This window comes from Pseudoalteromonas ruthenica (assembly GCF_008808095.1).
GTDB classification, from domain to species: domain Bacteria; phylum Pseudomonadota; class Gammaproteobacteria; order Enterobacterales; family Alteromonadaceae; genus Pseudoalteromonas; species Pseudoalteromonas ruthenica.
This window is the reverse complement of record NZ_CP023396.1, coordinates 2,566,786-2,578,629: the sequence shown is the minus strand read 5'-3', so window position 1 is coordinate 2,578,629 and position 11,844 is coordinate 2,566,786. Positions and strand designations below refer to the sequence as shown.

The 11,844-nt window shown below is 48.8% G+C and carries 9 protein-coding genes; 1 reads left to right on the top strand and 8 read right to left on the bottom strand.

Annotated elements, in window-relative coordinates:
* Positions 1–58 precede the first annotated feature (58 nt).
* The 8 genes from ridA to PRUTH_RS11930 all read right to left on the bottom strand — a co-directional run bounded on the left by ridA (position 59) and on the right by PRUTH_RS11930 (position 10,617).
* Positions 59–451, bottom strand: coding sequence for a deaminase RidA (gene ridA / locus PRUTH_RS11965; protein WP_022943474.1), 393 nt, complete (start codon positions 449–451; stop codon positions 59–61).
* Positions 452–460: 9 nt separating this feature from the next.
* A complete protein-coding gene (spoT, locus tag PRUTH_RS11960; protein WP_151173355.1) occupies positions 461–2,566 on the bottom strand; it encodes a bifunctional GTP diphosphokinase/guanosine-3',5'-bis pyrophosphate 3'-pyrophosphohydrolase in 2,106 nt (701 codons plus the stop codon).
* Positions 2,567–2,683: 117 nt separating this feature from the next.
* The gene (gene rpoZ / locus PRUTH_RS11955) at positions 2,684–2,959 is read right to left on the bottom strand and encodes a DNA-directed RNA polymerase subunit omega (protein ID WP_022943476.1); all 276 of its coding nucleotides are present in this window, start codon (positions 2,957–2,959) and stop codon (positions 2,684–2,686) included.
* Between the two features lie 65 nt (positions 2,960–3,024).
* Positions 3,025–3,645, bottom strand: a complete 621-nt coding sequence (gene gmk, locus PRUTH_RS11950; RefSeq protein WP_151173354.1) for a guanylate kinase — start codon at positions 3,643–3,645, stop codon at positions 3,025–3,027.
* 111 nt (positions 3,646–3,756) lie between these two features.
* Positions 3,757–6,879 (bottom strand): efflux RND transporter permease subunit, encoded by a 3,123-nt coding sequence (locus tag PRUTH_RS11945; protein ID WP_151173353.1) that lies wholly within the window; start codon positions 6,877–6,879, stop codon positions 3,757–3,759.
* Between the two features lie 14 nt (positions 6,880–6,893).
* The gene (locus PRUTH_RS11940) at positions 6,894–8,108 is read right to left on the bottom strand and encodes an efflux RND transporter periplasmic adaptor subunit (RefSeq protein WP_170268940.1); all 1,215 of its coding nucleotides are present in this window, start codon (positions 8,106–8,108) and stop codon (positions 6,894–6,896) included.
* Positions 8,109–8,183: 75 nt separating this feature from the next.
* Positions 8,184–8,525: a hypothetical protein gene (locus PRUTH_RS11935; protein ID WP_053909709.1), complete on the bottom strand. Its 342-nt coding sequence runs from the start codon at positions 8,523–8,525 to the stop codon at positions 8,184–8,186.
* Between the two features lie 76 nt (positions 8,526–8,601).
* Positions 8,602–10,617 carry a HAMP domain-containing methyl-accepting chemotaxis protein gene (locus tag PRUTH_RS11930; RefSeq protein WP_151173351.1) on the bottom strand — a complete coding sequence of 672 codons (2,016 nt, stop codon included), beginning with the start codon at positions 10,615–10,617 and terminating at the stop codon, positions 8,602–8,604.
* Between the two features lie 213 nt (positions 10,618–10,830).
* Here PRUTH_RS11930 and PRUTH_RS11925 point away from each other — a divergent pair, with 213 nt between their 5' ends.
* Positions 10,831–11,712: a cation diffusion facilitator family transporter gene (locus tag PRUTH_RS11925; protein ID WP_151173350.1), complete on the top strand. Its 882-nt coding sequence runs from the start codon at positions 10,831–10,833 to the stop codon at positions 11,710–11,712.
* Positions 11,713–11,844: the final 132 nt, after the last annotated feature.

Sequence of the window (11,844 nt, the reverse complement as noted above, 5' to 3'; positions counted from 1 at the left end):
GGAAGAGAGGAGAGGGCAGAAAACTCTGCCCAAAAAGTATACCAGTGAGGTGGGCTGTCTAATTAGTGGATGGCAGCTCCATAATTCCGTCGATTTCAACTTGCGCGCCTTTAGGCAGCTCTTTCACGCCAATAGCGGCGCGAGCGGGGTAAGGCATTTTGAAATGTTGGCTCATAATTTCATTCACCGTGGCAAAGTTGCTCAAGTCGGTAAGGAAAATATTGACCTTGACCATGTCTTGTAACTCACCCCCAGCGGCTTCACAAACGGCAGCCAGGTTTTTAAATACTTGCTGTGTTTGTTCCGCGAAGTCATCAGAGATCATTTCCATGGTCTCTGCCACAAGTGGAATTTGCCCCGAAAGGTATACAGCGGTGCCTACCTTAACAGCTTGGTTATAGGTGCCAATAGCTGAGGGAGCTTGGTCGGTTGATATAATAATTTTATTCATGATTGCCCTTTACTTTTTACGGTAGACCTTTTGTACATCTGGCATCACCCGGATGCGGCGCATGATATTTGCTACGTGAATACGGTCTTTCACGGTCACGCCAAGGTCAATAACATATAAATTGCTTTCTTTTTCATCAGTTGTTAGTTCAACAATATTAGCGCCTGTTGACGCCACTAAGTTGGTGAGCTTAGCGAGCACACCTTGGTGGTTGATGATTTCCACACGCAAAGCGGCAATGTATTCTTTTTCTGGGTTATCTTCCCACTTCACAACAAAGTATTTTGATGACTCGCTTTGCCAGCCGCGAATATTTTTACATTCTTGGCGGTGCACGGTCAGGCCTTTGCCTTGGCTAACATGAGCGACAATGGCATCACCTGGGACCGGACGACAGCACTTAGAGTAATTGACCAGCATGCCTTCGGTACCAATAATGGCCGCCTTTGCCGATTTTTCTAAGTCATCGATTTGTTCCTCGTCTACTTGCAGTAGGCGTTTGGCAACCAGCATACTCATAATATTGCCACAGCCTATTTCGACCAATAGCTCCAGCAAGGTGTTGAGTTGGTGCTCTTCAAGTACACGCGTTATCCGCTCTTCACCTATCTCGTCTAATGCGTGCTCGCCCAAAGCCGAATCAAGCAGACGACGCCCTAATTGCATGGCCTCTTCTTGGCGTTGGCTCTTAAGGTAATTACGTACACATAAACGTGCTTTTGCGGTAACAATAAAGTTGAGCCACGTGGCGTTGGGGTGTGCCCCTGAGCTGGTGATCACCTCTACGGTTTGCCCGGTATCAAGCGGTCGACTCAAGGGGTGCGGTTTGCGATTGACGCGGGCACCTACACAGGTGTTACCAACATCGGTGTGCACCGCATAGGCAAAGTCGACAGCGGTGGCCCCCATTGGCAACTCGATAATACGGCCATCAGGAGTAAATACGTAAATCTCTTCAGGGAACAGTTCGGTTTTAACGTTTTCCACGAACTCAAATGAAGAGCCTGCACTTTGTTGCAGCTCGAGCAGGCTTTGCATCCATTGGCGGGCGCGTTGCTGAGCAGTATGCCCGGTATTTTCTCCCGCCTTTTTGTACATCCAATGTGCCGCGACCCCTTTATCGGCCATGTGATCCATATCTAAGGTGCGAATTTGAATCTCTACGGGAATGCCGTGTGGCCCCACCAGCGAGGTGTGTAGCGACTGATAGCCATTGGTCTTTGGTACAGCAATATAATCTTTAAAACGTGTTTCGATAGGTTTATAGAGATTATGCGCCACCCCAAGCACGCGGTAACAGGTATCCATGCTATCGACAACAATGCGAAACGCATAAATGTCCATCACCTCGTTAAACATCAGCTCTTTGTTGAGCATTTTTTTGTAAATGCTGTAGAGGTGCTTTTCTCGCCCTGATACTTGCGCTTGAATGCCAGCGTCTTCCAAGCGTGATTCAATCTCACCCTGAATATTGCTGATCACTTCCTTACGATTGCCTCGTGCTTTCGCAACCTCTGATTTCAGTGCGCGATAGCGCATCGGGTAAAGCGCTTGAAAACCTAAGTCTTCGAGCTCGTTTTTAATGTCGTGGATACCTAAGCGGTTAGCTATGGGGGCAAAGATTTCTAAGGTCTCGCGGGCGATGCGACGACGCTTGTCAGGACGTAGTGCTCCCAGGGTGCGCATATTATGGGTGCGGTCCGCCAATTTAATTAAAATAACGCGGATGTCCTGAGTTATCGCTATGATCATTTTGCGATAGTTTTCAGCTTGGAATTCTTTTTTGTCTTTGAAGCTGAGTTTATCGAGCTTACTGACGCCCTCGACGAGTTCGGCGACCGTCTCGCCAAATATTTCCGCCAGGTCTTGTTGCGAGAAGTCAGTGTCTTCGATGACATCGTGCATAAGCGCCGCCATAAGGGTCTCATGGTCGAGCTTCATGCTGGCTAAAATCTGCGTTACTTCAACGGGGTGTGTGATGTACGGCTCACCACTTGAGCGAAATTGTCCTTCATGGGCTTCACGGGCCACCACATAGGCTTTTTGTACCAATGCCACATCAGCCGGAGGCAGGTACTCGGATATTTTTTTCTTTAGACCTTCAAAGAGATACATTCACACTCCAAACACAGCGAGGCGAAATTGAACAGTTAAGGTGAATATACGATGAAAAGAGGGGAAAGCCAACGGCTGCGCGAGTATTGCAGCCGTTTTGAGAGCGTTAGAGGCCGCTTATTGGTTACCGCCAACGATAGCCGCAACAGCTGCCATTTCAGCCGCTTCTTGGTTTTGCTGCTCTTGGCGTTCAATGGCCTCTAGGGTATCCACAGTAATGTGGCCTTCCTCGATTTCACGCAAAGCGAGAACCGTTGGTTTATCGTTTTCAGCATCAACCATAGGATCTTTACCACCTACGGCGATCTGGCGCGCACGACGGGCGGCGACAAGGATTAAGTCAAAACGGTTGCCAATTTTATCTACTGCATCTTCAACAGTTACGCGAGCCATGCTTCACTCCAAAATTTAATTCTGTAAACGCATAGTTTACTGCAAGGTTAAGTTTAGGCCAATAGTTATTTTAACAAGTCGTGGATTAGTTCGTTATGTTTTACACGCTGAGCGCTGATGCTTAAGCGCTTGGCTTTAACGATGGTTTCAATCTCAGCTAAAGCGGTGTCAAAGTCATCATTAACGACCAAGTAATCATACTCATCAAAGTGTGAGGTTTCCGATTGCGCCTTGGCCATGCGCCCGGCAATCACGTCTGCGGAATCTTGGCCGCGATTAGTCAGGCGATTTTCAAGCTCTGCCTTGGATGGCGGCAAAATAAAAATAGTGGTGACGTCCGGGGCTAATTCACGCACTTGTCGCGCGCCTTGCCAGTCGATATCGAGAAACACATCAATGCCGTTGGCAAGTTGCTGTTCTATCGCCGCCTTTGAAGTGCCGTAATAATTGTCGAACACTTGCGCCCATTCAAAGAAATCATCATTGTCGATCAGTGTTTTGAACTCAGCTTCGCTTACAAAATGATAATGCTTAGCGTCTTGCTCGCCAGGGCGAGGAGCACGAGTGGTGTGTGACACCGATACTTGCATATCACTATGTTGTTGGAGTAATGCATTGATCAAGCTGGACTTACCCGCACCAGATGGGGCGGATAAAATAAACAAATTACCACGAACTTGGCTCATGATGTCTCTCTAAATACTGGGGTTTAAAAAAGAGCCGCGTAGTATAGCGGATTTCTCAGCCTAGGTTAACTGGCGCATAAACCTGTTGTCGATTCATGCGCCACAATAGCTTTAGTGTTTAAGCTTAGCCTGAGAAAAACGTGGATACAAAGCTGGCAACACAAACAAAGTTAATAAGGTGGATGTCAGTAGCCCGCCGACAATCACGCTTGCCAAGGGGTGCTGAATTTCGGCGCCCACACCTTGAGAAAGCAGCATTGGAATCAAGCCTAATGCCGACGTGATAGCGGTCATCAGCACCGGGCGCAGGCGCTGCGTGGCCCCCTCAAATACTGCGCTGGCTAGAGCCTGGTTGCTATTGATACGCTGATTGATGCTCTCGACCATCACCACTCCATTGAGTACGGCAACGCCAAATAAAGTAATAAAGCCTACCGAGCTTGGCACCGACAAATACTGCCCACTTAAATATAAGGAAAACACCCCACCAATGACTGCCAATGGGACGTTGATTAATATCAGCAAGGCTTGGCCGACGCTGCCAAACGCAAAATACAGTAACAGCGCGATGGCAGCCAGTGACAATGGAATAACAACGCTGAGGCGCTGCTGTGCCCGCTGTTGATTTTCGAATTGCCCGCCGATGGCCACAGAGTACCCGCTGGGCAGCGCCACATCATTTGCGATTTGCTCACGAATTTGCGCCACCACCGAGCCCATATCCCGGCCTTGGACATTTGCTTGGACTACAACTCGGCGCTGTACATCGTCGCGGCGCACCTGAGGAGGCCCCGATTCAATACTAATATCGGCCACATCGGCTAAGCGCACCCACGCCCCGTTGCTAGCTTGCAAATATAAATTGCCAATGGCTTGTGGGGTTTGTCGGTAGGGTTTATCAATGCGTACGTTAATATCATAGCGTTCATTGCCATTGATAATTTGTCCGGCTTGTACACCGCCAATGCCGTCGCGCACCAAGCCCATCACATCGGCGACTTGCAAGCCATAACGAGCCAAGGCTTGGCGTTTTGGTTTAACGATCAGTTGTGCTTCGCCGGCAATTTGTTCAAGCGCGACATCGCGGGTGCCTGGCACCGCTTTTACCGCATTGGCAATGGCCTCGCCCTGAGTCGCTAGCACTTCAAGTTCGGGGCCAAATAGTTTGATGGCCAGCTGCGCTTTTACTCCAGACAGTAACTCATCAACTCGTGTGGCGATAGGCTGAGAAAAGTTAAACAACAACCCAGGGTGGGCACTGAGCTTTTGCTCCATCAAGGCTTGTAGTTGGTAGCGGTTTTCTGCACTTTGCCACTGACTGGGGGGCTTTAAGCCAATATAGATTTCGATGTTATTGACCGGCTCGGGGTCGCCCCCAATTTCGGCCCGACCGATACGGCTTAGGGCGTACGTGACCTCGGGAAAGCTTAACAGTTTAGCTTCTAGTTTGGGAGCCACCGCAAGCGCGGTTTCGAGGCTTGAAGAAGGCGCCAAGGTAACGCGCAGGTTAATGGTACCTTCTTCGAGCTCGGGAACAAATTCGGTTCCCAACTGCCCTAGGGTGGCAACAGCGCCAGCAACGAGTATAAGCGCCGTGACTACCACCGCTTTGGTATGCGCTAGGGCCAGGTGTAATGTTTTTCGATAAAGCACATCCAAGGGTTTGAGTATCAAGCTGGGGCGCGACGTGATTTGACCGGTAAACAGATAGCTTGCTAGTGCAGGGACGATAATCAACGCCACGAAAATGGCACTGATCACCGCTAAAATAATGCTTATCGCCATCGGTTGGAACAGTTTGGCTTCAACGCCTTCGAAGCTAAAGAGCGGCATAAACACGACTAAAATAATGGTTGCGGCGAAAAATACGGGTCGAGCGACCTCTTTACCCGCGAGTAAAATACGCTCGCGTGCCGTTAACGTGCTGTCTTGGCGGCTTAAATGCTTAAACATGTTCTCAACCATTACCACTGAGCCGTCGACCAGCATGCCAATCGCCACAGCAAGACCGCCAAGTGACATTAAATTAGCGGAAACGTTAAGCCACACCATCATCATTAAGGCCATAGCAATGGCAATAGGGATGGATATGAGCACTAGTAACGTGGCGCGTAGGTTCATTAGAAACAGGGCGAGCACAACAACGATAAAAATAAAGGCGAGAGTGAGTGCATTCACCACTGTATTCACGGCTTTGGTGATAAGGTCTGCTTGGTCATAAAAAGGTTGAAATCGCACTCCCTGTGGCAGCGCTTGATTGATCATTTGCACCCTTTGCTCGATCCCATCGATGGTGGCTTTGGTATTGGCACCCATGCGTTTGAGGACAATGCCAGAGACCACTTCACCTAACTGCTCGACCTCGCCCTGGGCGTTTTTACGGCTCATGGTCACCGCACCTTGGCGAATCTCGCTGCCTAAGCGTACCTCAGCAATATCACCGACGGTAATGACCGTGCCGGCGACGGTTTTTACCGCCACTTGTTTTATTTGCTCAATGCCTTGGCGTGAGTGAGCAAACCAGCCGGTACCGCGCACTACCAGCTGTTCTTGACCACGGTCCATATACCAACCGCCCACATTGTCATTGCTGGCATCGAGTGCGGCAACAAGGTCTTGCTGCGTTAATTGGTAGGCGAGTAATTTATTCGGGTTGATAGCGACTTGGTATTGGCGCACATGACCACCAAATGACAGCACATCAGTGACGCCGTCAATCGGCATAATCAGCAGCTTTACCACCCAATCATTGAGTGAGCGCAGGGCCATCGTATCGAGCTCGGCTTCTGCATCGGCTATGAGTAAGTACTGATACACTTGCCCCAAGCCTGAGGTATTGGGGCCCATCTCAGGGCTGCCAAGACCGTCGGGGATAAGCTCTTTGGCGGCTTGTAAACGCTCAAAAACCAGCTGTCTAGCAAAGTAAATATCGGTGTCCTCGTTAAACACGATGGTCACTCCAGAAAGGCCTGTTTTAGATATTGAGCGCACTTGCTCGACATTGGGAAGTGCATACATAACCGCTTCGATAGGGTAGGTGATCAGTTGCTCTACCTCTTCGGCGGCCAGACCGGGGGCTTCGGTGTTTACCGTTACTTGTACATTGGTGACGTCGGGAAAGGCGTCTAAGTTAAGTTTAGGGATCACTGTGATGCTGGCAGCGATCAGGCTCACCAACGCCAGCACGACAAGGAGGCGGTTACGCACCGCCCAAGCAATAATATAATTAAACATTGTGCCGCTCCAGCTTAGTGGTTATGGGGGTCAAAGCCACTTTTGGCCAGTTGAGAAGAAATAAAGAAAGCCCCGGTCATCGCGACATTGACTCCCGCAGGCACGCCGGAGATTTGTTGGTAGCGACCAAAGCGTTCACCCAATTCAACCTCTACGGGTAAGAACTCGCCGGGGCTTTGTTGCACAAACACCTGCCAATCGCCGTCACTGCCGCGCATGAGCGCGCTCTGCGGGAGAGCTAATATTGGCGTGGTGCTGGCAAATGTGAAATGCACATCGACGAACATGCCGGCATGGAGTTTATCTTGCGGGTTATCTACTTTTAGCCGGATCACCCGCGTCCGTGTAGTTGGGTCAATCACATGGGCTTCTTGAATGACTTTCGCTGGGTAAGTGCGGCCGTTGACGACGATATTCACCGCTGTGGCTTTATTGATGGCGCCGTCGCTATAAGGCGCAACTTTGGCCTCAACCCATAGGCTAGATTCATCGGCGATGGTCATAATGCTCTGGCCAGCTTCCACTCGTTGGCCTTGGGTGAAGTCGTCGTTAAGCACCACTCCTGAGGTTTGGGCCACCAAAGAATATTGGCCAAATGACGCAATGTTGTCCTTACTAATTGTATCAATGGCTTCAGTGGTTAAGCCAAGGGCAATTAACTGCCCGTAGCTGGCGTTGTATTGTGACTGTGCTTTTAAGCGAGCACTTTCACTCACCGCTCGGTTATCAAGTTGCTTTACTCGTTGCCACTCACTCGCCGCTACTAGGTAGTCGGCCTGAGCATTGGCCATTGTTTCACTGAATAAGGTGACCAGTGGTTGCCCTTGATTGACGTGCTCGCCAAGCATTGCGTGGCGCTCAATGACAACCGACTCAGTACGTGCAGAAACGATGTAACTTGAGTACCCATTGGCTTTGAGCTCTCCAGGTGCATACAGCGTTTTGTTATGTGTACGTGCTTGTAAGGGCGCTACTTTTATTTGCGCTAGGGCCATGCTGCGCTCACTGAGAGCAATACCTTGACCATGGTCACTGGGTGATGATTTTGCTGTATTGTTGGTATCATTATGGTCGTGACCTTCGCCCGCGAAGGTGAGCGACGACACGCTCAATACTAACAATGTAACGGTTTTGATAAACACCGTGAAAAAGGTGTTCAAGGCGCGATAAATACACGCGCCACTAAGTGCCTTCGCGCTGCGCGCAAAGCAAAAAATAGAAAGCTTCATAAACTGTTCTCTAACTGCAAATGTTAAGTTAGCCGCAAGCGCAGTGTGCGCGTTGGGCATGGCGGATAAGTGCAGTTAGACGATGGGAGGGCGGAAAGTTGGGTAAATGACTTCGCCCACAGCGCGGTGGCGCCAGTCCGGCAATGCGAAATCAACATGGTCATTGGCAAAACAGGGGGCCGGCATGCTCCCCCAAGTGAGATGTGAGCCTGAGCAGTGGCCGCAGTGATGACAATCAGCAGTATCGTGCAAGTTATCGCTTGCCTGTGGTTGCAAGTCATCATGTTGTTGGTGCGAATGTACGCTCTGTAAATGCTCGCTGTCGATTTGATGTACAGGGGTGGGATCAGCACTCGCTGCCAGTGATTGCAGCACAATCACTAGGGGTAAAAGAATGCTAAATACACACTTAAGCACCGGGAGCACACCTGTTAGTTATCAAATTAGGGTCTAAAATACCGACAGCGATACATAAAATCAATGGGTATTGTGCTTAACTGGCACGCAATTTAAAGCGCTGCACAGACTCACTAAGTTCACCGGCTTGAGAATTAAGCTGTTTCGCAATCTCTAAAGCCCCTTGCGTGTCGTTCAGTGATGCTTGGCTCGCGCGCTCAATATCAGACACGTCCTTGGCCATTTCCGCAGCGACCACAGATTGCTCTTCGGTGGCCGTCGCGATTGATTGAATCATACTAGCAATATCGCTGGCACTTTGCATTATATTGCTAAGTTGTTCCCCGGCCTGCTCCGCCATAGATACACTGCTGTTTACTTGCTCTACGCTACTATGCATAGACTCTACCGCTTGGTGAGTTTGCTTTTGGATGGCGGTAATTGTCTGCGCGACTTCATCGGTGGCTTTGGTCGTGCGCTCAGCCAAGGTCCGTACTTCGTCGGCAACTACGGCAAAGCCTCGGCCCTGCTCACCGGCTCGTGCGGCCTCAATGGCAGCATTAAGTGCCAACAAGTTTGTCTGCTCGGCAATGGCACTGATCACACTGATGATATTGCCAATTTGATTACTAAGCTCACCCAGTTCGGTGACTGAGCTGGAGGTGTTCTGCACTCTGCTCGAAGCGCTTCTTATTTCTGCTACCGTTTGGCTTACTGCTTCGGCACCATGAGCGGCATACTCTCTTGCTTGCTCACTATTGCCAGATGCTTGTTGTGATTGTCTGGCGACCTCTGAAACCGTTGAGCTCATTTCTTCAATGGCAGTGGCTATCTGTGTTGATTGGTCTGCTGAGTTTTGGCTGCGATTAGCGATTTGCTCGTTTGTTGAGCTAATTTCCAAGCTGGATTCCCTAACCTGAGTGGCCAGTGACGTGATCAGAGCCATTAAATCATGCAGAGATGACGACATTTTATTGGTCGCCGCAGCAAGGCTGTCGATTTCATCCTTGTTAGCATGAGCAATAGCCGGGCGCGATAAATCGCCGATGCTGACACTTTCTGCTGTCTCTAGCACATTGTTTAAGCGAGTAATGATTGAGTGGCTAATGAGGTAGGCAATAATGCCTGCGACAACGAAGGCGATTAAGGTAATGATCACAATAATGATCAAGGTCAGGTTTAAGCCCTCGACAAGGTGGTTTAAGGCGCTAATAGCGTCTACTTGCTCTTCTCGCGCTGAGGTTTGCAAAATAGTGTTTAGTTTATCAACAACCTGGGCTTCTAGGTCATTGATAGTACTTCGAGCATCAATATAGTCTTGTGGACTATAGCGTGTAAAAATGCTGTTGGCCGTGCGCACAATGTCATCGCGATAAGACTCAACTTGACGTAGCGCTGCAACTTCATCAGGTTGTTGCTCAAGTGGCCGAAGCGCCTCAAGGTATTCATTGAAACTGGTTAAATCATCTTTAAAGCGTCCTTTAGCTGCGGTATCACCGCGAATGTGTGCGTTCACACCCGCGACCAGGTCACCGGCCTCATCTATCAGTTCGAGGTAATATCTGACACCCGGTAAATTATCCTGCAAGCTGGTTTGTAAATCGCTTGCTTGCATGGCCTGTGCATACTCTTGGTCTTTTAGCTCGTCGAGTAAGTCACCTAACTTCTCACCGGTGTCTTGTTCTAACTGTGCCACTTGTGATTGTACGCTACGAAACAATTCAGGGTCGTATCGATTAAATACGCCCTCAGTGATGCCGCGATTGTATTCCTTCACTAAGTTTTCTATGTTTGCCATCTTCTCTATGTCTGATGGCTTGTTAGACTCATACTTATAAAGCTCTTGGTGTTGCGTTTGAAATTGTCTATACAAAGCCGCAAAGCTGTCTCGCTTTTGTTGCTCACCGCCTATGTATTCAAGGGCTTCATTTTGCATTTGATAAATAGTATCGGAGATCGATAAATAGGCTAGTAAACCGGGAAGGTCGTCGTTTTTAACTTCCTCAGCTTGCAGGGTTTCGGTGGAGACTTTAAGCCAAACGATAAGGCTCGAGATAACCATTAAAGCAATAACGGCGGCAAACGACAAAGACAACTTTGTTTTTAGTTTCATAATGTACTCACTGATAAGAGCCTGTTAATTAGGATAGCTGACAGGCTTAGTAATGCTCACAAAAGTTTGGCATAGTGTTTTTACACAGATATAACGCACGAGAAAAAATGTGCTTAATCGCGCTTAAGTTAAAGGGAGCGCGATAAAAAGCGGGAAAGACGGTAAAGAGATTTTAACCCAGAGTGTAGGTACACGCAGCAAAAGGATAAAAAAATGGCGCATCACCACGATCATTCCCATGACATCGCTTCAGAGCGCATTGGTTGGGCATTCTTTTTAAACCTCGGGTTTACTATTATCGAGTTTATTGGCGGCTGGCTTACAAACAGTACTGCGATAATGGCCGATGCCGTGCATGACTTAGGGGATAGCCTGTCAATCGGCAGCGCCTGGCTGCTTAACAAATTCAGTAATAAAGGTGCTAATCAGCATTTTACCTATGGTTATCGGCGCTTAAGCTTATTCGGTGCGTTTATTAATTCGGTGGTATTAGTGATTGGCTCGGTGTGGGTACTGGTGTTGTCGGTGCCGAGGTTGTTCGACCCAGTCATGCCGGTAACGGAAGGCATGTTAGCCCTGGCGATACTAGGTATTGCGGTGAACGGTTATGCGGCGATTAAATTGAGCAGTGGTAAATCACTCAATGAGAAAGTGCTTAATTGGCACCTTCTTGAAGACGTGCTGGGTTGGGTGGCAGTGCTGGTGGTCGCAATCGTGTTGATGTTTGTTGATTGGCCGATTTTAGACCCTATTTTATCCATTTGTTTTACCCTGTTTATTTTGATCAATGTGGTGCGCAACCTAGTGCAGACCGTACGACTATTTCTGCAAGGGGTACCGGATAAAAAGACGCAAACAAAACTCACTGAGGTACTGATAGAGCCGCAAGAAATCAGCACCGCTCACCATGTGCATTACTGGTCGTTAGATGGCGAACATCATGTGCTGACAGCGCATTTGTGTCTTGCTCATGAGCTTAATGCTGAGCAAGTGATAGCGCTAAAGCAACGTTTGGCCGACAACCTGGCAGAGTATGGTTTAGCACACACCACCTTAGAATTTGAGTATCCGCAAGAGCAATGCCGAGATGGTTAACCAAAAAAGCCCCTGGAAAGGGGCTTTTATGTGTTAAATGAATGCGAGGTGATTATTCAATATTCTGGATCTGAATGTTGAATTTTGTTTTAAATCTCATTAAATACAGTGTTTTATGTTGTATTAATGGTT

Coding starts and splice junctions, on each gene's coding strand:
- spoT (WP_151173355.1), bottom strand. CDS start 2,566: ATGTATCTCTTTGAAGGTCTAAAGAAAAAAATATCCGAGTACCTGCCT.
- PRUTH_RS11930 (WP_151173351.1), bottom strand. CDS start 10,617: ATGAAACTAAAAACAAAGTTGTCTTTGTCGTTTGCCGCCGTTATTGCT.
- ridA (WP_022943474.1), bottom strand. CDS start 451: ATGAATAAAATTATTATATCAACCGACCAAGCTCCCTCAGCTATTGGC.
- PRUTH_RS11940 (WP_170268940.1), bottom strand. CDS start 8,108: ATGAAGCTTTCTATTTTTTGCTTTGCGCGCAGCGCGAAGGCACTTAGT.
- PRUTH_RS11925 (WP_151173350.1), top strand. CDS start 10,831: ATGGCGCATCACCACGATCATTCCCATGACATCGCTTCAGAGCGCATT.
- gmk (WP_151173354.1), bottom strand. CDS start 3,645: ATGAGCCAAGTTCGTGGTAATTTGTTTATTTTATCCGCCCCATCTGGT.
- PRUTH_RS11945 (WP_151173353.1), bottom strand. CDS start 6,879: ATGTTTAATTATATTATTGCTTGGGCGGTGCGTAACCGCCTCCTTGTC.
- rpoZ (WP_022943476.1), bottom strand. CDS start 2,959: ATGGCTCGCGTAACTGTTGAAGATGCAGTAGATAAAATTGGCAACCGT.